22 protein-coding genes are annotated in these 24,549 nt (G+C 65.1%); 3 read left to right on the forward strand and 19 right to left on the reverse strand.

Annotated features, from left to right (window positions below; all coding sequences use genetic code 11):
* The 6 genes from AB4Y43_RS02055 to AB4Y43_RS02080 all read right to left on the reverse strand — a co-directional run.
* On the reverse strand, positions 1-1,030 hold a 1,030-nt coding region (locus tag AB4Y43_RS02055), incomplete at its 3' end, for an FGGY-family carbohydrate kinase (protein ID WP_368726916.1).
* Between the two features lie 45 nt (positions 1,031-1,075).
* The gene (locus AB4Y43_RS02060) at positions 1,076-1,804 is read right to left on the reverse strand and encodes an SDR family oxidoreductase (RefSeq protein WP_342947580.1); all 729 of its coding nucleotides are present in this window, start codon (positions 1,802-1,804) and stop codon (positions 1,076-1,078) included.
* Between the two features lie 34 nt (positions 1,805-1,838).
* Positions 1,839-3,134, reverse strand: coding sequence for a sugar ABC transporter permease (locus AB4Y43_RS02065; RefSeq protein WP_342947581.1), 1,296 nt, complete (start codon positions 3,132-3,134; stop codon positions 1,839-1,841).
* An 11-nt stretch (positions 3,135-3,145) separates the two neighbouring features.
* Positions 3,146-3,991, reverse strand: a complete 846-nt coding sequence (locus AB4Y43_RS02070; RefSeq protein WP_342947582.1) for an ATP-binding cassette domain-containing protein — start codon at positions 3,989-3,991, stop codon at positions 3,146-3,148.
* A 60-nt stretch (positions 3,992-4,051) separates the two neighbouring features.
* Positions 4,052-5,110, reverse strand: a complete 1,059-nt coding sequence (locus AB4Y43_RS02075; protein ID WP_342947583.1) for a sugar ABC transporter substrate-binding protein — start codon at positions 5,108-5,110, stop codon at positions 4,052-4,054.
* A 135-nt stretch (positions 5,111-5,245) separates the two neighbouring features.
* Positions 5,246-6,214, reverse strand: coding sequence for an AraC family transcriptional regulator (locus tag AB4Y43_RS02080; RefSeq protein WP_342947584.1), 969 nt, complete (start codon positions 6,212-6,214; stop codon positions 5,246-5,248).
* A gap of 469 nt (positions 6,215-6,683) precedes the next feature.
* On the opposite strand from AB4Y43_RS02080, the gene AB4Y43_RS02085 reads away from it, so the two are divergent.
* The gene (locus AB4Y43_RS02085) at positions 6,684-8,090 is read left to right on the forward strand and encodes an MFS transporter (RefSeq protein ID WP_342947585.1); all 1,407 of its coding nucleotides are present in this window, start codon (positions 6,684-6,686) and stop codon (positions 8,088-8,090) included.
* Positions 8,091-8,169: 79 nt separating this feature from the next.
* On the opposite strand, the gene AB4Y43_RS02090 is transcribed toward AB4Y43_RS02085, so the two are convergent.
* The 3 genes from AB4Y43_RS02090 to AB4Y43_RS02100 form a co-directional block, all read right to left on the reverse strand.
* On the reverse strand, positions 8,170-8,598 hold the full coding sequence (locus AB4Y43_RS02090; protein WP_342947586.1) for a nuclear transport factor 2 family protein: 429 nt from the start codon (positions 8,596-8,598) through the stop codon (positions 8,170-8,172).
* 98 nt (positions 8,599-8,696) lie between these two features.
* Positions 8,697-9,218, reverse strand: a complete 522-nt coding sequence (locus tag AB4Y43_RS02095; protein ID WP_342947587.1) for a hypothetical protein — start codon at positions 9,216-9,218, stop codon at positions 8,697-8,699.
* A 49-nt stretch (positions 9,219-9,267) separates the two neighbouring features.
* Entirely contained in the window at positions 9,268-10,104 is an 837-nt protein-coding gene (locus AB4Y43_RS02100) for an MFS transporter (protein WP_069263730.1), read from the reverse strand.
* 138 nt (positions 10,105-10,242) lie between these two features.
* Here AB4Y43_RS02100 and AB4Y43_RS02105 point away from each other — a divergent pair, with 138 nt between their 5' ends.
* The gene (locus AB4Y43_RS02105) at positions 10,243-11,178 is read left to right on the forward strand and encodes a LysR family transcriptional regulator (RefSeq protein ID WP_342947588.1); all 936 of its coding nucleotides are present in this window, start codon (positions 10,243-10,245) and stop codon (positions 11,176-11,178) included.
* Positions 11,179-11,200: 22 nt separating this feature from the next.
* On the opposite strand, the gene AB4Y43_RS02110 is transcribed toward AB4Y43_RS02105, so the two are convergent.
* Positions 11,201-12,196 carry a Gfo/Idh/MocA family oxidoreductase gene (locus tag AB4Y43_RS02110; protein WP_342947589.1) on the reverse strand — a complete coding sequence of 332 codons (996 nt, stop codon included), beginning with the start codon at positions 12,194-12,196 and terminating at the stop codon, positions 11,201-11,203.
* A 275-nt stretch (positions 12,197-12,471) separates the two neighbouring features.
* Between AB4Y43_RS02110 and AB4Y43_RS02115 the strand changes: the two genes are divergently transcribed.
* Positions 12,472-14,121 carry an alkaline phosphatase family protein gene (locus AB4Y43_RS02115; RefSeq protein ID WP_069263722.1) on the forward strand — a complete coding sequence of 550 codons (1,650 nt, stop codon included), beginning with the start codon at positions 12,472-12,474 and terminating at the stop codon, positions 14,119-14,121.
* Positions 14,122-14,179: 58 nt separating this feature from the next.
* On the opposite strand, the gene AB4Y43_RS02120 is transcribed toward AB4Y43_RS02115, so the two are convergent.
* The 9 genes from AB4Y43_RS02120 to AB4Y43_RS02160 all read right to left on the reverse strand — a co-directional run bounded on the left by AB4Y43_RS02120 (position 14,180) and on the right by AB4Y43_RS02160 (position 24,491).
* Positions 14,180-14,836, reverse strand: a complete 657-nt coding sequence (locus AB4Y43_RS02120) for a helix-turn-helix domain-containing protein (RefSeq protein WP_028203801.1) — start codon at positions 14,834-14,836, stop codon at positions 14,180-14,182.
* Between the two features lie 361 nt (positions 14,837-15,197).
* Complete coding sequence (locus tag AB4Y43_RS02125) at positions 15,198-16,592, reverse strand: aspartate aminotransferase family protein (RefSeq protein ID WP_368726917.1); 1,395 nt, start codon at positions 16,590-16,592, stop codon at positions 15,198-15,200.
* A gap of 20 nt (positions 16,593-16,612) precedes the next feature.
* Positions 16,613-18,091: an NAD-dependent succinate-semialdehyde dehydrogenase gene (locus AB4Y43_RS02130; protein WP_368726918.1), complete on the reverse strand. Its 1,479-nt coding sequence runs from the start codon at positions 18,089-18,091 to the stop codon at positions 16,613-16,615.
* A 129-nt stretch (positions 18,092-18,220) separates the two neighbouring features.
* Positions 18,221-18,703: an Lrp/AsnC family transcriptional regulator gene (locus tag AB4Y43_RS02135; RefSeq protein ID WP_368726919.1), complete on the reverse strand. Its 483-nt coding sequence runs from the start codon at positions 18,701-18,703 to the stop codon at positions 18,221-18,223.
* 7 nt (positions 18,704-18,710) lie between these two features.
* Complete coding sequence (gene doeB, locus AB4Y43_RS02140; protein WP_368726920.1) at positions 18,711-19,739, reverse strand: N(2)-acetyl-L-2,4-diaminobutanoate deacetylase DoeB; 1,029 nt, start codon at positions 19,737-19,739, stop codon at positions 18,711-18,713.
* Positions 19,740-19,744: 5 nt separating this feature from the next.
* Entirely contained in the window at positions 19,745-20,953 is a 1,209-nt protein-coding gene (doeA, locus tag AB4Y43_RS02145) for an ectoine hydrolase DoeA (RefSeq protein WP_368726921.1), read from the reverse strand.
* Between the two features lie 9 nt (positions 20,954-20,962).
* Positions 20,963-21,988: a cyclodeaminase gene (locus tag AB4Y43_RS02150; RefSeq protein ID WP_368726922.1), complete on the reverse strand. Its 1,026-nt coding sequence runs from the start codon at positions 21,986-21,988 to the stop codon at positions 20,963-20,965.
* Between the two features lies 1 nt (position 21,989).
* Positions 21,990-22,970 carry a hydroxyectoine utilization dehydratase EutB gene (gene eutB, locus AB4Y43_RS02155; protein WP_368726923.1) on the reverse strand — a complete coding sequence of 327 codons (981 nt, stop codon included), beginning with the start codon at positions 22,968-22,970 and terminating at the stop codon, positions 21,990-21,992.
* A gap of 108 nt (positions 22,971-23,078) precedes the next feature.
* Entirely contained in the window at positions 23,079-24,491 is a 1,413-nt protein-coding gene (locus AB4Y43_RS02160) for a PLP-dependent aminotransferase family protein (RefSeq protein ID WP_069263710.1), read from the reverse strand.
* Positions 24,492-24,549: the final 58 nt, after the last annotated feature.

Below are 24,549 nucleotides of genomic sequence, written 5' to 3' on the forward strand. Positions count from 1 at the left end.
CTTCTGCAGCGAGCGGATGCATCGCGAGCAAGCGCTCGATTGCCGCGCCCGCCACCGACTGCCCGCCTTCGTTGAGCCACGCCCCGGGCACCATCGCCGCGTAGTACGGCCCCCACACGCCGGGCACGAACACGGGGTCGCGCGTGGTCGTCATCGTGCACGACGAGGTGCCGAACACGTACGCGAGGCACGCCTCGGGCTGCCCCTGCGCGCCGACCGTGCCGATGCCGCCCGCATGCGCGTCGATCACGCCCGTCGCGACGGCAGTGCCCGCGCGCAGGCCGAGCTGCGCGGCAGCCTCGGGCGTGAGCCCGCTGCCGAGCGGCGTCCCGGGCTCGACGATCGTGCGGCCGATGCGCGCAAAGCCTTCATCGGCAAGCACGCCCAGACCCACGTTGCGGAAGTAGCTCTCGTCCCAGCGCTGCTCGTGCGCGAGATAGGTCCACTTGCAGGTCGCGGTGCAGGTGGAGCGCGAAAGATCGCCCGTGGCGCGCCATGTGAGGAAGTCGGTCAGGTCGAAGAACTGCCAGGCCGCGGCGAACACCTCGGGCCGGTTTTCCAGCAGCCACAGCAGCTTGGGCGTTTCCATCTCCGGAGAGATCTTGCCGCCCACGAAGCGCAGCACATCGTGGCCCGTGGCGTTGATGCGCTCAGCCTGCTCCACGGCGCGATGGTCCATCCACACGATGATGTCGCGCTCGGCCACTTCGGAGGGGCCAACGGGCAACGGCGTGCCGCCCTCGCCCAGCACGACGAGCGAACAGGTGGCGTCGAAGCCGATGCCGGCGATCTGCTCCGGCGAGATCGCGGCCTGCGCGAGCGCCTCCTTCACGGCCTGGCACACGGCGTTCCAGATCTGCGTGCTCGATTGCTCGACGATGGCGCCGCTCTCATGAAACACGCTGATGTCGTGTTTCGCCGACGCAAGCATGCGACCGGCGGAATCGAAAATGCCGGCGCGGGCGCTGCCCGTGCCCACATCGACACCGACGGTATGGCGTGCTCCGCCGGCCTGGTTAATTGAGGTCATGGCTCGTTGATTGTGGTTAGGGCCTGTTCACGCTGATAACAGGCCCTAAAGATCGACACTGTTCGGCAGGATCACGAGGTCGCGAATGGTGACGTTGCGCGGCCGCGTGAGCATGAATACCACGGAATCGGCCACTTCCTTCGGCTGCATGAGACTGCCCTGGGCCAGCGCTTCATCCATCTTCGCCTGGGGCCAGTCGTCGAGCAAGGCCGTGACCACAGGGCCCGGCAGCACCGCGCCCACGCGCACGCCGTGCTTCGCGACCTGGCGGCGCACGGTGTGCACAAACGCCTGCACCGCGAACTTCGAGGCCGTGTAAATGGGCTCCCACACCACCGGCACGACGCCCGCCACCGAACTCGTGAAAACGATGTCGCCCGACTTCTGCGCGATCATGTGCGGCAGCACCGCATGCACCGAGCGGAACGCGGCGTTGATGTTCAGGTTGAGCATGCGATCCCATTCGTCGGGGTTGCCGTTCGCCACTTCGCCGCCGATATACGCGCCCGCGTTGGCGTGGAAGATGTCGAGCCCGCCCGCGAGATCGAGGATCCTGGGCAGCATCGTCGCATAGTCCGCCGCGTTGAGCAGGTCCATGGCGAGGGGCAGCGCGTTGGGCCCCAGCTCCGCGCAACATTTCGCGAGCCGGTCCTCTGCGCGGTCGATCAGCACGACTTTCGCGCCTTCGTCCACGAACGCACGCGCGCACGCGAAGCCGATGCCGGACGCCGCGCCTGTAATGGCGGCGACCTTACCCTTGATCGATTCAGACATGGGTGACTTTCTCCTTGAATCAGGTGCCGACGCCTCAGGCGCGGCCATGCGAAACACGCGACTGGCGGGCGAGCGAATCGACGATCACGGCAATGGCCAGCACGGCGCCGGTGATCATGAAGCGCAGCGACGACGACAGGTTCAGCAGCGTCAGGCCGCTCGCAATCGACTGGATCACGATGATGCCGAGCACGGCCGACCATGCGCTGCCGCGCCCGCCGAACAGGCTCGTGCCGCCGATCACGGCTGCCGCGATGGCGTTGAGGTTGACGTCGCCGGTGCCGGCCTGCTGGCTCGCCGAAGCGAGTCGCGCCGCGGTCAGCACGCCGCCGATTGCGGCCAGGCTCGCGCACAGCACGAAGGCGCTCGTATAGATCGCGCCGACCTTGATACCCGCGCGCCGCGCGGCTTCGTGATTGCCGCCCACGGCGTGCATCGAGCGGCCCCAGCGCGTGCGCGTGAGCGCGTACTGCATGACGACGGCGAGACCCAGAAAGAGGCCGAACATCAGCGGCACGCCACGCCCGCGGTTGAGATAGGCCACGACGATTTCGAGGAACACGGTCAGCGCCACCGCGCGCCCGAGCAGGCCTGCGACCGAAGGCGCCGAAAGCCTGGCCGCATGGCGGCGCGTGCGCGTACGCAGGCCGAGCAGCAGGAGCACGATACCGGGCAGCAGCGCGATCACGTGCGAGACGAGCGGCGGAATCACCATCAGTTGTCCAAAGTTCACCATCGCCGAGCTGTAGGGCAAATTGATAGAGCCCGTCGAGCCGAGCACGTAGAGCTGCATGCCGAGGATGGCGAGCAGGCCCGCGAGCGTCGAGACGAAACTTGGCATGCCTATCCAGTTGAGCAGCAGCGCATACAGTGCGCCGATCACCGCGCCCACCGCAATGGCCGCGACGATAGCGAGCAGCACGGGCCAGCCGTCGTTGACCCACAGCGTGCCGACGAGCGCCGAAGCGAAGCCGCTCATCGAGCCCACGGAGAGATCGATCTGCCCGAGCAGCAGCACGCAGACAATGCCAAGCGAAATGACGCCGACCGTCGAGCAGTCGAACAGCATGTTCACGAGGTTGTCGGCGGAGAGAAACACGGGGTTCAGGCTCGTGAATACCGTCCAGATGATGACGAGCCCCGCGATGACCGGGAGCGAACCCAGGTCGCCCGAGCGCACGCGGTCGACGAATGCCGACACGCTCTCGCCGATTCCGCTCGCATGCTTCACGCGCACGTCGCTGCGGTCGAGCAGCGTGGATGGTTTCGCATCGGGCTTTGAGGCATCCGGGTTTTCAGGCTGCGCAGCGCCATGGATAGTCTTGCTCACGATCGTTCCTTTCACTGGACATCCTGTTGCGCCTGGCGGCGGCCCGCGCGGCGCGACACCGCGTTTTCCGTCGCGCCGGTGATCGCCGCCACGAGTTCGGCGTTGGAGGAGTCGGGATAGAAAATCCCGTTGTTACGGCCAAGGCGCAGCACGACGATGCGGTCGGCGACGGCGCGCACGTCTTCCATGTTGTGGCTGATCATGATGACGGCGTGCCCGCGGTCGCGCACGCGCTCGATCAGGTTCAGCACCTCGGCGGTCTGGGCCACGCCGAGCGCGGCGGTCGGTTCGTCGAGCATGATGAGCTTCGGGTCGAGCAGCAGCGAGCGCGCGATCGCCACGGTCTGGCGCTGGCCGCCCGAGAGCGAGGCGACCACGTCGCGCACGCTGGGAATACGCGCCGAAAGCTCGTTGAGGAGCGTCCAGGCCTTCACTTCCATCGTGACCTCGTCGAGCCGGTAAGGGCTCAATTCGCGGCCGAGGAAGATGTTCGCCACGACGTCGAGGTTTTCGCAAAGCGCGAGGTCCTGGAACACCGTCGCGATCCCCAGGTCGAGCGCCGTGCCCGGATCGGACAGGTTTACCGGCTGGCCGCGAAACGTGATGGTCCCGGCGCTCGGCTGGTGCACGCCCGCAAGAACTTTCACGAGCGTCGATTTGCCCGCGCCGTTGTCGCCGACAAGGGCGACTACCTCGCCCGCGTGCACGTCGAGCTCGATATCCGTGAGGGCCGAAACCGCGCCGAAGTGCTTCGAGATGCCGCGCAGGCTCAGCACCAGCTCGCCGGGCGCGCCGTCGCTTGTCGTGGCTCGGTCCGTGGCGCTGTCCGTTGCGCGGTTGGTGGATTCGTCAGTCATGAAATGGGTACCTCTTCGTTGCTCTCAGGGCCCGGCGCGCGCCGGGCCCAGCCATTCGTATCAGCCGTCAATGCCGAGCTTCTTGCAGCCATCGGCGTAACGGCCCGTGCACAGATCCGACGCTTTCGCGAAGCCCTTGTCCACCACTTCCGCCTTGATGTTCTTCTGCGTGATGACGGCCGGCTTGAAGAGCTGCGTGGGCGTCTTGAAGAGCGTTGTTTCGCCCTTCACGGGCTTGCCGTCGAGGAAGCCCACGGCCACCTTCGCCGCCGCGCCCGCCACGATCTCGCTGGGCTTGAGGATCGTGTTGTACTGGTCGCCCGCGATGATCAGTTGCAGGCCCGCGGTGGTCGCATCGTTACCCGTGACCGGCGGAACCGGATTGAGTCCCGCCGCCTTGAAGGCCGCGATGGTACCGCCCGCCGTGCCGTCGTTGGCGGCCACGACGCCCACGATCTGCGGTCCGAAACGCGTGATCTGCCCGCTCACCCATTGCTGCGCCTTGGGCGGCGCCCACTCCGGCGTGTCGTACTCGGAGAGCGTCTTGTAGCCGCTGCCCTGCAGCCCTTCGTGAATGCCCTTCTTGATGAGCCCCGCGGCGGCGTCGGTCGGCGAGCCGTTCACTTCGAGCACGCCGCCCTTGCTCCCGGCCACGCCCGACTCCTTCAGATGCTGCACGAGCGATTGGGCGATGGACTTGCCGATTTCCTCGTTGTCGAACGAGACGTAGTAGTCGGCAGGCGTGGACGGCACCGGCCGGTCATACGCGATGACCTTGATGCCCTGGCTTTGCGCCATGTGCACGAGCGAAGCCGCGGCCGTGGAGTCCACCGGGTCGAGCACGATGACCTTCGCGCCCTGGGCGATCACCGAATTGAATTGTTGCTGCTGCTGCGAGGCATCGGCATTCGCGTTCTGGTACAGCACCTTGCAGTCGGGGCAGAGCTTGCCCATTTCGGCCTTGAAACCGGGGAAGTCGTGCTGCTCGTAGCGCGTGGAGGCCTGATCGGGCATCAGGAACGCGATCGTGCCGCTCGGCGCGGCGTAAGCCGACGTGATGCCCGCGAGGGCGAGACTGAGCGCGGCGGCGCGGATCAGTTGGGTGTGAAGTCGGGTCATTGGGTGTCTCCGTTTTTTGGTTGAATGCCTGGTAGGGTGGCCGGTGCTGTCGTGCTGCCTTGTGAACGTGTGAGTTCGTCCTGCGCAATGCCTGAAATGCGCACTGCGCTTGAACCTCTTTTGCTGGGCGATCCGCTAGCCGATCGCGGGCGCGCCGTACACGGCTTCGCTCTTGCTGGCCGCGCTCGCGGCGTTGAGCCGCTGATAGGATCGCCAGCGCGACGGCGACATTTCCTTGATCAACAGGAACTGGCGGTTGAAATTCGAGAGGTTGTTGAAGCCCACCTGATAACAGATGTCCGTGATGTTCAGTTCGCCCGACATCAGCAGCTGGCACGCCAGATTGATGCGCAGCTGGTTCACGTAACGCACGAACGACACGCCCGTATGGCGGCGGAAATAGCGCGAGAATGCGCTCACGCTCTGCCCGGCCAGTTCCGCCAGCTCCGTTTCGCGCAACTCCTGCGAGAGATTCTTGCCGATGAAGGCGAGCACGTGATTGATGCGCGTACCCGCATAGCGGGCCGGGTCGGCGCGATACGCCTCGCTTGCGAGCGCCGCGGGCTCCTCGCTTTGCACGAGCAGATCGAGCAGGTCGATGAAGAGCGTGACACGTCGCATGCCCTGTGCGCCCAGCATCTCGCGCAGGATCGGCTCGGCGGCCGCGCCCGTTTCCGGCGTGAACAGCAGCCCCCAGCGCGACGCATCGAGCAGCGCCTCCACGCGCCTGAATTCGGGAAACGCATCGATCGCGCGGGCAATGAAAGCCGCGTCGAACTGGAGGACGAGACAGCGTTCGTCCACCGCCTCGCCGTGCGGCACGCTGCTCACCCAGTTGTGCGGCAGGTTCGGGCCGATCATCACGAGATTGCCGGGCGTGAAGCTGCCGATGAAATCGCCCACGAAATACTTGCCCGTGGTCGAGGTGATGAGGTGGATCTCGTACTCGGGATGGAAGTGCCAGCGCACCGTCCGATAGGGGTAGCCGTGCGACCAGACCTTGAACGACTCGTCGCGCGGCACGGCGACCAGTTCGAGGTCAGGCTGGGAATGCGTGGCGCCGGGCGCGTTCGTGCGCGCCGCGGGTGCCCCAATGGTTTGCATCTCGACTCCTCCTGCACAGTTTTTTCTTGTTCTGCGACGGCTACTTGCGCATACGCTCGACCTGTCTTCGGACCACGCGCCGCCATGCCTGAAAATTACCCGCCGCGGCACGCCTGCACCACTGAAAATCAGACCGCAGACTGATACTTTCTTGCATTCGGGTTAGTCCTGGGCCGATTCCAGTGTGCCGGAAGTCAATTTTTGTGCATCGCAACAGTTGCCACTAGCGAACCGCGAGACAGCCCAACCACCAGAAAAACGGCAAATGTTGCTGCCGCTCGCTCGAGGGCGAATCCCGAAGAGCGGTCAAAAGTCGCCACCGCACCCGCTCGACAGGGACGCGCGATGCGCAGGCAGGGAAAGTCCCGATGCGAAATCGTCCTATGACATCGGAAACAGAAATTGACGGGACTAACTTGATCGCTCAAGCGCGCCATTCGGGCCGCGGTTCCTGACAAGAGGACGTCTTATGCGATTCGCCGAAACTTGGCATTCCCCCACGCCGGGCCGGTCCCTATGGGACGATACGTCGACTCCCGACCACGACCAGCACGCCGCCCCCACCGGCAGCGCGCACACGCTGCCACGCCGCGCCATTACCGCCGCCGCGCTCGGCAACGCAACCGAGTGGTTCGACTACGGCATCTACGCCTATGGGCTCGCGTATATCTCCGCGGCGCTGTTTCCGGGCAGCACGGCAAGCGCCACGCTGTTCGCGCTCGGCACCTTCGCCATTTCATTTCTGATTCGCCCGCTCGGCGGCCTGTTCTGGGGGCCGCTCGGCGACCGCTTCGGGCGCAAGAAAGTGCTCGCGCTGACCGTGCTGCTGATGTCGGGCGCCACGCTGCTCGTGGGCTTGCTGCCGACCTATGCGAAAGCCGGCTGGATCGCTCCGGCCGCGCTCATCGTATTGCGCATGATCCAGGGCTTCTCCACCGGCGGTGAATATGGCGGTGCAGCCACCTTCATGGCCGAATACGCGCCCGACGCGCGGCGCGGCTTCTGCGGGAGTTTCCTCGAGTTCGCCACGCTGGCCGGCTTTTCGCTGGGCGCCTTGCTGATGCTCGCGGCATCGCTCGCGCTCGGCAACGATGCGATGCATGCGTGGGGCTGGCGTCTGCCGTTCCTCGTCGCGGCGCCGCTGGGCTTGATCGGCTTCTATCTGCGTTCGCGCATCGAAGACACGCCGGTATTCCGCGAGATGGAAGAGAAGTTCGAGCAACAGGAGCGGGAGCGCCCGGCCATTTCGCTGCGCACCCTGCTGCGCGAGCATCGCGTGCCGCTCGTGCTGCTGGGCGGGCTCGTGGTCGCGCTCAATGTCGTGAACTACGTGCTGCTCGCGTATATGCCGACGTACATGCACAAGGAATTGGGCGTGAGCGAGAACATGTCGCTGCTCATTCCGCTCATCGGCATGCTGGCGATGATGGCCCTGCTGCCGTTCGCTGGCCGGCTCTCCGATCACGTGGGGCGCAAGACGCTCTGGTGGTTTTCGCTCGTCGGGCTGTTCGTCGCCGCCGTGCCGATGTTCATGCTGATGCGCCACGGCGTGGGCGGCGCGCTGATCGGCTTCGCCGTGCTCGGCCTGCTCTATGCGCCGCAGCTCGCGACCATCTCGGCGATGTTCCCCGCCATGTTCCCGACGCAAGTGCGTTATGCGGGGATGGCGATTGCCTACAACGTCTCGACCTCGCTGTTCGGCGGCACCGCGCCGATCGTGAGCGACTGGCTCGTGGACAAGACCGGCAGCCCGCTCGTTCCGGCGTACTACATGATGGCCGCGTGCGCGGTGGGCGCCGTCGCACTCTTCTTCGTGATCGAGACGAAGGGCTGTTCGTTGCGCGGGCAACAGGTGCCTGGCAAGGCGCAGCGGTAACGGCATGGCGGGCCGCTCGCGCCCGTCATGCTCCGATCGAAATGCCCGACCGTGTGTCGGGCATTTTGCTTTGCGGCGACTAACGTTTGAAAATGACCTTCGTTGTCGCGGGATCGATCGGCGAGGACGAATGCTGATGGAAGATCTTCCAGCCCTCGTCCGTTTGCCTGAGCGTCGCGGTGATGCGATTGTCCATCGAGCGCAATTCCTCGCCGTCCGCCGCCACCGCTCTGTAGCTCACGAAGGCGTGGACCACGGCGAGGTCGTGGGAGACGGTGGTGTGCGCCTCGCTGAAATCCACGATCACGCGCTCGGCGCCCAGCGAGCCAAACCAGCCCTCCACCATGTTGCGCCATGACGCGATGCCCTCGTACGTCCACGCGCCCCACATGTCGAAGGCCAGGATGTCGGGGTCGTAGAGCGCGATGAACGCATCGACGTCTTTGGCCAATACCGCGGCCTTGTACTGGTGCAGCACCTGCAGGATCGGATCGGCGGCTTTGTCCACTGTGTTGTCTCCTGAACCAGGTTGCGTTGACGAATGAACGGCTGCTTATTAAAGCAACGCCGCCTGGCCTCTGTCCAGTGAATTTGCCGCCCCGCCTTTCAGGTGCGCGTAGCGTTGGCGAGCGCGCGCGCGCCCTTGCTCTGCGGACGCAGCAGCAAATAAAAGGCGGCGCCGTGCGTAATTGCCAGCAGCGGCACGACAATTACGGGAATCACGTACGTTGCGCCCAACTCTCCTGCGTGTACAGGCACACCGGCCTGGGTGGCGTGGTAGTAGGCAAGAACCAGGTCCACCGCGCCGACGAGATTGAACGCCACGACGAAGAACCAGAACACCGGCCGCTTTCTTGCCGCGAGTAGCGCCAGCATGGCCAGCGCACCCGTTGCGAGGTCCCCATAAGCCGTGGGCACGGCGAAACTCGCGGGCAGATCGGGACTCACGACGCCCGGCAGCATGAAGACCAGCCCGAAGAAGCGGAAGCTGTGCAGCGTGGCGATCGCGCGTTGCGCCTCGAATGGCTCCATCGACCTGAGCCGGGGCCAGACGTAGACGGTAAAACAAAGGAGCCACGCGACATACCCGAGCGCGAGGTGCAAGCGAAAGATCGATTCCGGTGACATGTTGCCTCCTGCAAGGTGCGTTGCGATGTGCGGATGAAATGAAGGGAGCTCACGCGGCGCGGCGCCGGAACAATTGACGCAGCGAAAGCGCATGCAACAGGATCGAACTGGGCACGACGAACGCGGGCGTCAGTACATACGGGTACGTGCCCGCGTTGAGGCTCGGCATATCCGGCGCGATCAGCTGGAATCGGCCGGGCGCCGTGATCATCCCCAGGGTCACGGCAACGGCGAAATCGATCAGCCCGAAAATGTTCCAGGCGATGGCGGCCTTGTGCCCCTGCGCCGTGCCGCTTGCCACCGCGATGGCCGCCGGCACGGCGAACAGGCCCGTCAGCAGGTCGCCGGTGCCCGCCGGCAACGCGTCCACGCCGGCCATCGCACCATGCAGCCACGCAGCGATCGCCCAACTGCCGAACACGCGGTAAAACTGCAGCGCAATGAGCCATGCGGCCGGCATCGCGTCGAGTACTTGCCCGATTCGCTTCGACATCAGCAATAGCGGCGCGCCGACCATCACAGGCAAAAATATCGCCAACGGCAGCATGGGCAACGGCGGCGGGACGGCGCTCAGTCGAAAGACGCCATGGATCGCCGCACTCCAGACGACTGCGAACCAAAGCGCATGCGCCATGAGAATCACGAGCCAGGTCGCGCGGCGCTGGCTCAGCGTCAGGCCGGTGCGCTCGAGGCCGAGCCACAATCCGAGCGCCATGAACATCTGGGCGACGAGCTGGTGCGCCGTGGTTTGAAAACCGCTGCCAGGGATCGCCGGCAGCCAGTACATCACGGCAATCCACAGCAACGTGAGCGGCGCAATCCAGCGCAGGCTGCGCCACGCCGGGCGCGGCGGGATGATGCCAACGGGAACGGCGGGTGTGCTCATCAGCGGTTCTCCAGATGAATGCCAGACTTCGCGGCGGATCCTGCCTGCGCGCAAGGCGATTTGCGCGCGTCATCGGCTGGCACGTTAGGTGTACCATCGTTTCCCGCGAGCGACTATTCATCACAATGTTGATGCGCTATGAAGCAGAACTTCACAGTCAGGCAAGGTGCGCTCGATGGCGTGGAGGCGTTTCTGAGCGTTGCCAGGCACCGCAGCTTTCGCAAGGCGGCGGCGGACCTCGGGGTGACGCCTTCGGCTATCAGCCAGGCAGTGCGTGTGCTCGAAGAGCGCATCGGCGCGGCGCTGTTCGTGCGCACCACGCGCAGCGTCGGCCTGACCGAAGCCGGCGAACGGTTTCTTTCGCGCGCAAAACCCGCCTTCGAGGAACTGGTCGCCGCGAGCGAAGTCGCGCGCGACCTCGGGCAGCGCCCTACGGGTTTGTTGCGGCTCTCCGTGCCGCGCGCGGTCGTCCCACTGCTGCTCGAGCCGCTGCTCGCTTCGTTTTGCCAGGCTTATCCCGAAGTGGAGGTGGAAATCGCGGTGAGCAAGGAAGTGGTCGATCTCGCGGCGGAAGGCTTCGACGCCGGCATCCGGCTCGGACAGCTCGTCGCCGCCGACATGGTGGCGGTGCCACTGACGCCGCCGTTTCGTCTCGTTGTCGTAGGTAGTCCTGCCTACTTCTCCGGCAATAAACGGCCCCGCCACACGGACGATCTGCGCGAGCACGCCTGCTTGCGCTGGCGGCGCTCCAACGGCGCGCTGGCCTCATGGTCATTCGACGACCACGGGCACGCCATGGAAATCGCCGTCTCCGGACCGCTGATCGCCAGCGACTTCCCGACCATGATGGGCGCGGCGCTCGAAGGCATCGGCCTCGCGCAGCTACCCGAGCCGATGGTTTCCGATGCCGTGAAAGCGGGCAAACTCGTGCGCGTGCTCGACGCCTACGCGCCGATGCTGCCGGGCGTGTTTCTCTGCTATCCCAGCCGCCGGCAGATCATGCCCAAGCTGCGCGCATTCATCGACCATGTGAAAAGCCGCAAGGCGGGCGCGGGTCAAGCCAAAACCCGTTGAACCCGCCCGCGGCGCTTCGACGTCAAGCAATGCTTTCCCAGGCGCCCGAGCGGGCCGAGCGGAACACGGCGTCGATTACGCGCATGTTCGCGCAGGCATCTTCCAGCGCAATCGCCTGGGGCGTGCCGTTCAAAATCGCCTCGGCAAAAACCGCCGCTGCCACGCCGTACTGATCGCATACCGGAAGCTCCAGCCAGCGATCGGCTTCTCCCTGCTGGCTCAACAGCAGCCGCGTCGGCCGGTCGTTCGGCGCGTTGAATGGAATCTCGACCTCGACGCGCCCCGTCGTGCCGTGAAACTGCATGCGCTGGTAGGGATGAATCTGGGTGGAGTAAAAGAAGCTCGCTTGCACGCCGTCGAAATCCATGAGCACGGAGCCAAGGCGGTCTACTTCGAACGACGGGTCGCGCTCCACGAGCGCGACCACGCGCTTCGGCTCCCGCCCGAGAATGAGGCGCGAGGTCGTGATCGGATAACAGCCGATGTCCAGCAAGCCGCCGCCGCCCATATCGCTATGGTTGCGAATGTCCTGCGCATTGGTGTTGTAGTAGGTAAAGCCGCCTGTCACCGCCCGCAATTCGCCTATGGCGCCCTCTTCGATCAACGCCTGCACCTTCAGCCACTGCGGATGCGTACGAACCATGAAGGCTTCCTGGATATACCGCCCGCTCTTGTCGCGCGCGGCGATCAATCGTTGCGCCTCTTGCGCATCGAGCCCGATCGGCTTTTCGCACAGCACATGCTTGCCCGCCTCGACGGCCTTGATCGTCCACTCCACGTGAAGGTGATTGGGCAACGGGATATAGACCGCATCGATTTCCGGGTCTGCCAGCAGCGCCTCGTAACTGTCGTACGCCTGCGCGAGTCCGTATTTCGCCGCGGCAGCCTGGGCCTTCTCCGCTGAACGCGAAGCAATCGCTTTGACGCGGCACTTCGGTGCGTGGTGCATGGGCACGACGACCTTGTCGTTGATCTTCGACGTACCCAGGATGCCCCAGACGATTTCATCCTTTGCCATGACGTTCCCTTTGGATTCGATTATGCGATGCCCGGAATGGACTGAATGGTACTCACTCTTAACGAGCGCTCCACCGCGAACCGCGAACGCTCGAATGCAGGAGTCTACACCCGCGAAAACCCTCACTTCACGCGTCCGCGAACGCGTCTTGCAACAACTGATAACAACTGACGGCAAGATGAAAGCACGCCGTCACGAGAGATTCGCCTTCCAGCCCCACATTGCTCGGGCTGTGCGCAGGTCCCCACAAATGCAATACAAAAACGAGGTGAAAGATGGAGAATACGAGCCGGTGGTCGCGGTTAGGCGCAGTCGTTGGCGCGAGTGCAATGGCACTTGCGGGTGTGCACACAACGGCTTATGCAGGCGACATGAAGGATGTGAAGCACGTCCTGCTCATCAGTTTCGACGGCCTGCATGAACAGGATGTGGCTCGTTGCATCGGCAGCAATGCCTGCCCCAACCTCGCGCTGCTCGCGAAGTCGGGCGTGACCTACACGAACGCCCACACGCCGCATCTGTCCGACTCGTTCCCGGGCCTCACGGCGCTGGTCACGGGCGGCTCGCCGAAGAGCGCGGGCCTCTTCTATGACGTGTCATATGACCGTACGCTCTATGCACCGCTCGATTCGCAGTGCAAGGGCCCGCAAGGCTGGAACGTCGTGTTCGATGAAACGACCGGCATCGACGGAGAGAACGGCGGCGCGCTGATCCACCTCGACGGCGGCGGCGCGTTCAATCCGCAAGCCATTCCCTACGCGAAGGTCAACGGCGTTTGCACGCCCGTGTACCCGCACAATTACATCAAGACGAACACCGTCTTCGAAGTCATCAAGCAGAACATCCACGGCGCGCGCACCGCGTGGGCGGACAAGCATGCGTGGGGCTACGACTGGGTCAACGGTCCTTCGGGCAAGGGCGTGGACGATCTGGCGCGCACCGAGATCAACTCGATCGATCCGAAGACCGGCACGTATTATCTGGACACCTACACGCATACCGAAGTCTTCGACAACATCCACGTGCAGGCGCTGATCAACGAGATCGACGGCCTCGACTCGACGGGCAAGACGAGCGCGCCGGTGCCCACGATGTTCGGCACGAACTTCCAGACGCTTAGCGTCGCGCAGAAGTCGCCTGTGGCGAAACAAGGCGGCTATCTCGACGCCGACTTCACGCCCGGCCCGCAGGTCGCCGCCGCGATCACGTACCTGGACAACTCGCTCGGCCGCGTGGTGCAGGAACTGAAGCAGCGCAACCTCTACTCGTCGACGCTCATCATCGTGACGGCCAAGCACGGCCAGTCGCCGACCGATCACTCGAAGCTGGTGAAGAACGGCGACACGCTCACGAAGCTGCTCGAAGCCAACAACTATCTGGACTCGACCGGCAACTTCGGCCAGAACAATACGAAGACGGGCAACCTGAACGACGGCTCTGGCCTCTCGGGCACGGGCATGGTGCAGACCGACGACGTTGGCCTGATCTGGCTGCGCGATCAGAGCCAGAAGGACGCCGTGGTGAAGACGCTGCAGGCGAACCTGAGCTGTAACGCGCCGGGCATTTGCGCGGATGGCCCGCAGGCGTACATCCTCACGGGCGACCGCCTTGCGGACTGGTTCGGCAATCCGTCGAACGGCCGCACGCCGGACATCATCGTGCAGCCGAATCCGGGCGTGATCTATACGTCGAGCACGGCGAAGGATGAAGAGCACGGCGGCAACGCGCCCGACGACAGCCACCTCGGTCTCGTCGTGTCGTTCCCCGGCATTCACCACGCCGGCCGTACGGACGACCACTACGTCTTCACGACCCAGGTCGCACCGACGATCCTGAGCGCGCTCGACCTCGATCCGCATCTGCTGCACGCGGTTCAGCTCGAAGGCACGCATCGCCTGCCGGGGCTGGGTCTCGACGAGAAGTAAGGCGTGGCTGGCTGCGGCAGTCATCGGAGGTTCGATGGCTGCCGCGTCGGCGGCCCGCTCAAACCGTCTGCAAGCCCTCGATATCGCAGATGCGGATCAGCTTGCCCTGCGCGTCGATGAGGCCGCGCTTCTGGAAGCGCGACAAGATCCGGCTCACGGTTTCGAGCGTGATGCCCAGGTAGCTGCCCATGTCCTCGCGTGACATGCGCAGACGGAACTCGGCCTGCGAATAACCGCGCTGCCAGTTGCGCGACGACACGTCGAGCAGGAAGGCGGCCACGCGTTCTTCGGCGGTGAGCGAGCCCAGCACCATCATCTGCGAGGCTTCCTGGTTGAACTGGTCGCCCATGAGCCGGTGCAGCCGGTCCTGCATCGTGCCGCTTTCGCGGCACAAGCCCTTGAGCGCCGCGTAGGGAAGCGTGCAAATCGAGCTGTCTTCGAGCGCAACGGCGCTGAACGCGTGCACGTCGGTGGCGATGCCGTCGAGCCCCAGCGCGTCACCCGCGAGACGCAGCCCGGTGATCTGCTCGCGGCCGTCGCGGTTGACGATCAGCGTCTTGAGCGAGCCGGAGCGCACGGCGTACAGGCTGTCGAAGCGGTCGCCCGAGCGATACAGGGCCTCGCCGCGGCGCACCTTGCGCGCCCCGCAGATCAGCGCCTCGAGCTTCGGCAGGTCTTCTGCCGGCAGACCTTGCGGCATGCAAAGATGGCGCATCGCGCACCCCGAACAACGTGCGCTGGGTGGCGTTCCGGTGAGAGGAGCGCGGCTGCTTTGGCGCACGACGATAGCCGATCCTGCGACGGGTGAGAGCATCGAACGACTCCTTCTTTAACATTTTTTAAGGTTTCGACGCATTGTCACACCGTGCGCGTGCGTCAACGTGGTGGCAAAATGCCGCGCACCAGAACCGCGGGCTTTTGAGCCTTGTCAGGCAACGGTTTCACGGCCTATTGCGCAAGCGCAAGCGACCGAAATGCAACACCTGCGCAAGCCCTGCGGGAACAAAAAAGCCGCCGTACAGGCGTACGGCGGCTCGTGGAATTACACCTTTGACGGTTGACGCGTGCCTTGCGGCTCACCCCGCCGCGACAAGATTGCGCTCGGCCACCTCGTCCACGGCGTGCTTGACGACGCCGACGATCTCGTCGGCTTCGGTGCGCGTCATGACGAGCGGCGGCGCGAAGCCCAGGATGTCGCCATGCGGCATGGCGCGCGCGATCACGCCACGCTGCAGCGCCGCCGCCGAAACCTTCGGCCCGATCTTCAGCGCCGGGTCGAACGGCTTGCGCGCTTCCTTGTCGGCCATGAATTCCAGCGCCGCCAGCATGCCCACGCTGCGCACCTCGCCCACGAGCGGATGCGCGCCGAACGCCTCGCGCAGCTTCGCGCCGAAGTACGAGCCGACCTGCGCCGCGTTCTCCACGAGCTTTTCACGCTCGAGGATCGCCAGATTGGCAAGCGCCGCGGCGGCACACACCGGGTGTCCCGAATAGGTCCAGCCGTGGCCCATCGGCCCGTGTTCCTGTGAGCCGCGCGCGATCACGTCCCAGACCTTCTCGCCCACGATCACGCCGGAAAGCGGCGCATATGCGCTCGTGAGGCCCTTCGCGACCGTGATGAGATCCGGTTCGATGCCGAAGTGCTGCGCGCCCATCTTCGAGCCCAGACGCCCGAAACCGCACACCACCTCGTCGGAGATCAGCAGGATGTCGTGCTTGCGCAGCACCGCCTGAATGGCCGGCCAGTAGCCTTTGGGCGGCTCGATGATGCCGCCCGTGCCCATCACCGGCTCGGCGATGAACGCGGCAACCGTGTCTGCGCCTTCACGCGCGATCAGCTTTTCGAGCTCTTCCACGCAGTACGCGACGAACTGCGCCTCGTTCATGCCCGCGGGCGCCTTGCGATACCAGTGCGGGCAGACCGTATGCTTCACGCGATCGATCGGCAGATCGAAATGCTGATGGAAGCTCGGCAAGCCGGTGAGGCTGCCCGTGACGATGCCCGAGCCGTGATAGCCGCGGTCGCGCGAGATGATCTTCTTCTTGTTCGGGCGGCCCAGCACATTGTTGTAGTACCAGACGATCTTGACCTGCGTTTCGTTCGCATCCGAACCGGACATGCCGTAGTACACCTTCTTCATGCCGGCAGGCGCCCACTCGATGATGCGCGACGACAGCTCGATGATTGCATCCGAAGAATGGCCCACATAGGTGTGGTAGTACGCGAGCTGCTTCGCCTGCTCGTACATGGCGTCCGCAACTTCGGTGCGGCCGTAGCCGATGTTCACGCAGTAAAGACCCGCAAAGGCGTCGATATACTGCTTGCCCTGATGGTCCTCGATGCGGATGCCCTTGCCGCCGCGCACGATCTTGCCCGGCAGCGCGCCGCTCTCGTGATCGTAGGCGTGCGTGGACGGGTGCATGAAGTGCGCGCGGTCCTGCTCGAAGAGTGCGTCGATACGTTGAGTCATGTTGTCCTCCTGATTCCGGTTCAGGCCATGGCCGCGAGCGGCAGGCCGAGATTGCCAAGACAAAAATATTTGGTTTCCACGAAGGGCTCGAAGCCCTCCGCGCCACCTTCGCGGCCCAGGCCCGAGGCCTTCATGCCGCCGAATGGAATGGGTGCGCCCGTGAACTTCACGCCGTTCACCGAGACCATCGCGAAGTCGAGCCGCCGCACCAACTGGAAGATCGTGTCCATGCGCGTCGCGCACACGTAGGCCGCGAGGCCGTATTCCGTGTCGTTCGCCTTGGCGATCGCTTCGTCGAGCGTGTCGAACGCGCAGACTGCCGAAATGGGCGCGAAGTTTTCCTCGTCGTACACGCGCATGCCGGGCGCGGCATCGGCGATCACAGTGGGCTCGTAGTACCAGCCGCCCAGCGCATGCGGCTGGCCGCCCGCCACGATCCGCGCGCCCTTCTCGCGCGCATCGTCCACGCGCTGTGCGGTGCTGTCGAACGCGGCCTGGTGCATGAGCGGGCCCACATCCACGTCTTTCTCGAACGCCGGGCCGGTCTTGAGCTCGCGCACCGCTGCCGCATAGCGCTCGACGAACGCTTCGTAAAGCGGCCGTGCCACGAAAATACGGTTCGCCGCGCAGCAGTCCTGTCCCGAAGTCTGGAATTTCGCCCCCACGGCAATCCTTACGGACTGCTCGAGATCGGCGTCTTCCGTGACGATGAACGGTGCATTGCCGCCGAGTTCGAGCGCAACCTTCTTGATGCCCGCGCGCGCCGCCGTCTGCGTGACGAGCGAGCCCACGCGCGTCGATCCCGTGAAACTCACGGCACGTACGCGCGTGTCGCCCACCAGCGTTTCCATCGCCATTTGCGGCTCGCCGAGCACCACGTTGTAGACACCAGCCGGAAAGCCGGCCTCCTCCGCGAGTTGCGCCAAAGCGAGCGCCGAATACGGTGTTTCGTGCGCGGGCTTGACGACGACCGTGCAGCCGGCGGCGAGCGCGGCGGCGGCCTTGCGGGTGATCATCGCCACCGGAAAATTCCATGGCGTGATCAGCGCCGCGACGCCCACCGGTTCCATCACCGTGCCCAGATGCGCGCCGTCGATATGGGTGGGAATCGTACGGCCTGCCAGGCGTTTCGCCTCGTGCGCATACCACTCGACGAAGCTCGCCGCATAGCGGATTTCGCCGCGCGATTCGGCCAGCGGCTTGCCCTGCTCCAGCGAGAGCAGCGCCGCCAGATCCTCCTGGTGCCGCACGATCCGCTCGTGCCAGCGCAGGAGCGCCGCGCTGCGCTGCGTTTGCGAAACCCAGCGCCACGATTCGAAGGCGCGCTGAGCGGCGTCGACTGCACCGGTGATCTGCGCGCGCACGAGCATAGGCACGTGGCCGATCACCGACTGGTCCGCAGGGTTCTGCACGGCCACGGTGGCCGCGCTGTCGCTATGTACCCAGCGGCCGTCCACGTAGCACAGCGATTTGAACAGAATGGGGTGTCGTGGCAGCATCTCGTCTACTCCTTGTCAGGTCTGTCGACATGCAATCCATTCTGGGGCCTGCGGTGTCGCGATTTTTTTGGTTTTCGGCCCCGCACACTTGCGGTTTCTTTTGAACCACCCCGCGCGGGCGCGAAAAATTCATGCGCTTTCCAGGCCCCACGCTGGCGCGTGACTGGGTGCACACTTCACCACCTTTGTCACGATGTAGGTGAAGTAGCGCTCGATCCCGAGATCCTCCATCAGCAGCGCGTCGATAAAGCGCTGGTAATGGTCGATGTCGCGCGCCATCACGTGCAGCACGTAGTCCACGCCGCCGCCTGTGGCATAGCACTGCATGACTTCTTCGGCCGCGCTCACGCGCTCTTCGAAGCGTCGCATCTCGGGCGCGGTATGGCGCGATAGCGTCACTTCCACGACGATACGGCTGCCACGCATCGCGCCGACCCAGTCCACCTCGGCGTGGTAGCCGCGTATCACGCCGCTTTCCTCGAGCTTGCGCACGCGCTCCCAGGCCGGCGAAATGGAAAGGTTGACCTCTTCGGCGAGCTTCGATTTCGTGATGCGGCCATCGCGCTCGAGGATGCGCAGGATGGCCAGATCGTAACGGTCGAGCTTGATCACGGCGTGCTCATGCCGCGACGGGCAGGTTGCGTTCGACCACGTCGGCAACCACGGCCACGGTGTCGCCCGCCTGCACGAGGCCGGGGAAATGGCGCGCAGCTAACAGCCCCCCGCATTGCGCGCGATATTCCACGGCGCGCCCTCCGGTTCGGTCGATGTCGTGCACGCGCGCGAGCACGTCGCCCGCCTCGACGGTATCGCCGAGATCGCGGCACATCTCGAGCATGCCGCGATGCTCGCTCGTGGTGTAGCAGGTGCCGTCGGGCATGTCGAGCAAGGTGGTCGTGCGCGGACCCCCACTGCGCTCGCTGGCCTTGCGCTCGATGACGCCGGCGTGCGCAAGAAAGCCGCGCACGCCGCGATCCGCAATCGCCACGCTCTGCGCGGTGGACGTGCCGCCACCGCCCAGCTCGGTCGAAACGAACACCTTGCCCGCTTCCTCCACCGCGCTGTCGAACAGGCCCACGCTATCGAGTTCCAGCATGCGCATGGAGTACGGCGCGCCGAACGCACGCATCGCACGCTCGCAACGCGCCTGCTGATCACCATCGGGCAGCACATGAATCGCCGCGAACGGTACGAAGTCGAGCGTGCGCCCGCCCGCGTGAATATCGAGCACGTAATCGGCGCGCGCCAGCAACTCACGCTGGAAGTAGTCGGCGATCTTTTCGGTCACGCCGCCATCGGGGCGACCTGGAAAGCTGCGGTTCAGATTGCCCGCATCGATCGGCGAGGTGCGCGTGCCCGCACGAAACGCGGGATAGTTCATGTACGGCACGATGATCACGCGGCCATTCACGTCCGCGGCCTGCAACGAGCCCGCCAGCTTGGCGAGCGCGATCGGGCCTTCGTATTCGTCGCCGTGATTGCCGCCCGTGAGCAGCACCGTCGGCCCCTCGCCGTGCTTGACCACGGTAAGCGGAATCATGATCGCGCCCCACGCGGAATCGTCGCGCGAATAAGGCAGCCTCAAAAAGCCGTGTTGCACGCCATTGGCGTCGTAATCGACGGTCGGCGTAATCGGTGACGCACGCATCGGCCCTACTCCTTCACGAACAGTTTGCGCGGCGTGGTGCAGAACGTTTCGACGCCGATTTCAGTGATCAGAATGCTTTCGGTGATCTCGAGACCCCAATCGTCGAGCCACAGCCCCGGCATGAAGTGAAACGTCATACCGGGTTCGAGCACCGTGCGGTCGCCCGGACGCAGGCTCATGGTGCGCTCGCCCCAGTCGGGCGGAAAACTCGCGCCGATGGGGTAGCCGCAGCGGCTGTTCTTCTCGATGCCCGACTTGCGCAGCACCGCAAAGAACGCATTGGCGATGTCCTCGCACACGTTGCCGGGCTTCGCGGCGGCAAGGCCGGCCTCGATGCCTTCCACCACGGCTTTCTCCGCATCGAGAAAGTGCTTTGGCGGCTTGCCGAGATAGACCGTGCGCGACTGCGGGCAGTGATAGCGGTGGTAGCAGCCCGCGATCTCGAAGAACGTGCCCGCGTTCGCCGCGAATACCGAATCGTCCCACGTGAGGTGCGGGGCGGCGGCATCGGCGCCGGTGGGCAGGAGCGGCACGATGGCGGGATAGTCGCCGCCGTGGCCCTCCACGCCCGTAATGCCCGCCTCATAGATCTGCGCAACGAGGTCGCACTTCCTCATGCCCGGCTCGACCACATCGAGAATGCGCGCATGCATCTTCTCGACGATGCGCGCCGCGACGCGCATGTGCTCGATCTCGCGCGGCGACTTCACCGCGCGTTGCCAGTTCACGAGCGCGGTGGCGTCCACCCAGCGCGCCTTGGGCAAATGACGCTGGAGTGACGCGTAGGCTGCTGCACTGAAGTAATAGTTGTCCATCTCCACGCCAACGCTCAGCGAGTCCCAGCCGCGCGCGGCGATGACTTCCGTGCTCAGATAGTCCATGGGGTGACGCACAGGCGACTGAACATAATGATCAGGATAGCCAATGATATTGTCGTGCGACATGAACGCCGTGCGCTTCGCGCCGTTCGCGTCCTGGCCGCGACCGAACCAGACGGGTTCGCCGTCCATGGTCAGCAGCACACATTGATGGACATAGAACGACCAGCCGTCGTAGCCGGTCAGCCAGTTCATGTTGGTCGGGTCCGTGACGATCAGCAGATCGATGCCTTCGTCCTGCATCGCGCGGCGCGTCTTCGCAATGCGCGCGTCGTATTCGCTGCGTGCGAACACAAGGCGCGGCGCCACCTCACTCTTTTCAGTAGCTGCGGACATCTTTCCCTCTCAAGGCGTGACTGCGTTGTGAAACACCGCGCCCGCACCGGTCGCGCGGGCGCGCTGCAAGGCGAGAACGGCAATGGCGGAGTCCTGCGCCCCGGTGCCGGTGAGGTCGCAGATCGTGATGTCGTTGGCACTTACGCGGCCCTCGCGGCGGCCCGCGATCACTTCGCCCAGCTCCGCGAAGCCGCGATCGGGCGCGACCTTGTGCGCTTCGATCGCGTGCCTGAGTTCGCCGAGCACGCGCGTTTGCTGCAAGCGGTCGCAGACATAGCGCGCCGATTCGAATACCGAGGGCGCGAGTTCGTTCTTGTACTCGGCGTCGGAGCCCATGGCCGTGAGGTGCAAACCGGCGTGCAGGTCCGCCGCGTGAACGAGCGGTGTGCGGCTGGGGGTGGTCGTCACGGCCACGTCGGCTTGCGCGAGTGCGTCGTGCACCGAAGCGGCGACGCGAGCGCGCACGCCGTGGCGGCGTTCGGCGTCGGCGGCGAAGACCGAAGCGCGCGCCGCATCGCGGGCCCAAACGCTCACGCTGTCGATCTTGCGCACCAGCATGAGGGCATCGAGTTGCAGGCGCGCCTGCTCGCCCGCGCCGATGATCGCCGCATGGCGCGCATCGGGACGCGCAAGCCAGCGCGCGGCTACTGCGCCCGCCGCAGCGGTGCGCACGGCGGTCAGATAACCGTTGTCGAGCAGCACGGCCTCGGTAAGACCCGTGCGCGCAGAGAGCACGAGCATCAGCCCGTTCAGGCTCGGGAGGCCCAACGAGGGATTGTCGAAAAAGCCGGGGCTGATCTTGATGGCGAACTGTTCGAAGCGTGGCAGATACGCCGTTTTCACATCGACCTCGCCATGCCGCTCGGGCAGCGCGAGATTGAGAATGGGCGGCATGACAACGGCTTCGGTTGCGAGCGCAACGAATGCGGATTCGACCTGATCCACTGCCGCAAGATCGAGCGGGACGAGTTCGCGCAGTTGCTGTGCGCCCAGCAACGTAACCGGCGGCAACTCAGGTGACAACTCGGAATGCATTTCAAACCTCCGTCACGAGACGGCGGTGCACCGTCATGTCGATGTTCGCGCCGCTCACGACGACCACGAGCGGGCCTTTGCTGCGCTCGATGTGCCCGTCGAGCAGCGCCGCCATGCCCACCGCGCCCGCGCCTTCCACCACGAGGCGTTCTTCGCGGTACGCATGGGCCACGCCGTGCGCGATCGAAGGCTCGCCGAGCAGGATGACTTCGTCGGCCAGCGCGCGAGTCAGCGCGAAGGTGTGGCGATTGTCGAGACCAATGCCGCCGCCCAGCGAATCGGCCAATGTTTCGCTTTCCTCAACGTCGACGGGATGGCCCGCCGCGAGGCTCGCATGCATGGCCGCGCCGCGCGCCATCGAAACGCCGATGGCGCGCACGTCCGGCCGGATCTGCTTCGCCGCAAACGCTGCGCCGCTGAACAGTCCGCCGCCCGAAAGCGGCACCACGAGGGTCGCGGTGTCGGGCAGCGCTTCGAGAATTTCGAGGCCGATGGTGGCTTGCCCGGCGATCACGTGCAAGTCGTCGAACGGCGGCACGAACGCATAGCCTTCTTCGCGCATGAGGCGTTGCGCTTCGATCTGCGCTTCGTCCTGGCTCTTGCCCGCGATCACCACGCGCGCGCCCAGCGCAGCCACGGCTTCGACCTTGTTGGGCGGCACGAGCGACGACATGCAGACGGCCGACTCCATGCCGAGCGCGTGTGCCGCACACGCGAGTGCACGGCCATGATTGCCGGTGGACGCGGTGACGACGCGCTTCACTCCCGACTCGGCGAGATGCGCCACCGCGTTGGTCGCGCCGCGCAACTTGAAGCTGCCCGTGGGCTGCACGGTTTCGAGCTTGAAGTAGACCGGCACGCCCACGCGCGCCGACAAAGTGGGAGACGCCACGAGCGGGGTGTGCGCTACGCGGCCGGCGAGCCGCTGGCGCGCGCGGTAGACATCGGCAAGCGAGAGTGACGAAAACGAAAGCGACGACATGAAATGCACGTTCCTTCCTGTGAATCTGTGCAATCCAGTCTAATGAGCCAAAACGGGCTTTCTAATGTCCTGGTACAATCCGCGCGCCCGGATGGGCAGACGCAACGTCTAGTTGAAATCGTGCACGTGCGGATACTGCTCGAACACGCCCGCCATGGTCTGCAGCGCGTTGCGGCACGCGGTGTCCGACGCTTCCGCGCCAAGGCTGATGCGCACCGCATTGGGACGCGCTGTGCCGCCCACGAGAAATGGGTCCGGCGAAGTCACGGCAATCTGGCGATTGCGCAATTCGCGCACGAGGCGGTCCGCCTGCCAGTAGTCGGGCACGCGCAGCCAGGCGGACAGCGCGTTGGGATGCGCGCCGAGCACATAGTCGCCCAACGCCTCGCGCACCATCGCCTGGCGCGCGGCGAGCCGCTCGCGCTGCAGTTCCACGAGGCGCCGCGCGGTGCCGTCCATGATCCAGCGCGTGGCGATTTCCGCAATCGGCGAGGTCGCCATCCAGCTGCTCACGCGCAACACGCTTTCCACGCGCAGCGCAAGGCGGCGCGGCATGGCGAGATAGCCCGTGCGCAGACCGGTGAGCACCGACTTGGTCATGCTCGTGCAATAGAACGCCAGCTCGGGAATCAGGCTCGCGACAGGCGTGTTGGCTTTCGCGGGCAGCGCGCCATACACATCGTCCTCGATCACGTACACGCCATAGCGCTCCGCAATGCGCGCAATCGCGCGGCGGCGCGAATCGGGCAAGACGGCCATGGTGGGATTGTTGAAGGTCGGCGTGCACACGAGCGCGCTCACGCGCTCGCTGTCGCACATCTCCTCGAAATGCTCGGGACGGATGCCGTACTCGTCGATTTCGAGCCCCTTGAGCGTGAAGCCCAGCACGTTCGCCGAGCCGATTACGCCGTGGTCCGTGAGGCTTTCGCAGAGCACCGTGTCTCCGGGGCCCACCGTGGACGCGAGCGCGAGGAAAATGCCGTGCGCCGCGCCATTGGTGATGAGGAGCGATTCGGGTTTCACCGGCATGTTGAGCGAGGCGAGCCACGCCGCGCCTGCCTGGCGATGATGCTCGAAGCCCGCGATGGGGCGAAACGAGCGAATCCACGGTTGATCGTCCAGCGTGGCGAGCGTGGCGCACACATCGCGCCACGCGGCGTCGTGCTGCGGCGTGTGAACGATGCGCGCAATGGAAAAGTCGACGATCTCGCGCTCGGCCGTGTCGAGAATATAGTTCGACATCGACTCGGTCACGCGCGCGGCGACGAAGCTGCCGCGCCCCACCTCGCAGCGAATCAGGCCCTGTCTTTCGAGTTCCTTGTAGGCATTGGTGACCGTCTGCACGCTCACGCCCAGTTCCGAGGCCACCTCGCGCTGCGGTGCGAGGCGCACGCCGGAAACGAGCGCGCCGCGCTCGATGTCCTGTGCAATCGCCTTGACCAGCCGTTTGTATTTGGACTCTGCGCCGTGCGCGGCCCCGACCGCGTCACGCCACTCGCCCGAAATCGTCGCCCACGCCATCTCGATCCGCTCCTCGGTAAGCGTTCATGGTCGCTCAGAAACGGGGCGGAAAATTATT

The organism is Paraburkholderia sp. BR10872, from assembly GCF_040965835.1.
GTDB lineage: Bacteria > Pseudomonadota > Gammaproteobacteria > Burkholderiales > Burkholderiaceae > Paraburkholderia > Paraburkholderia nodosa_A.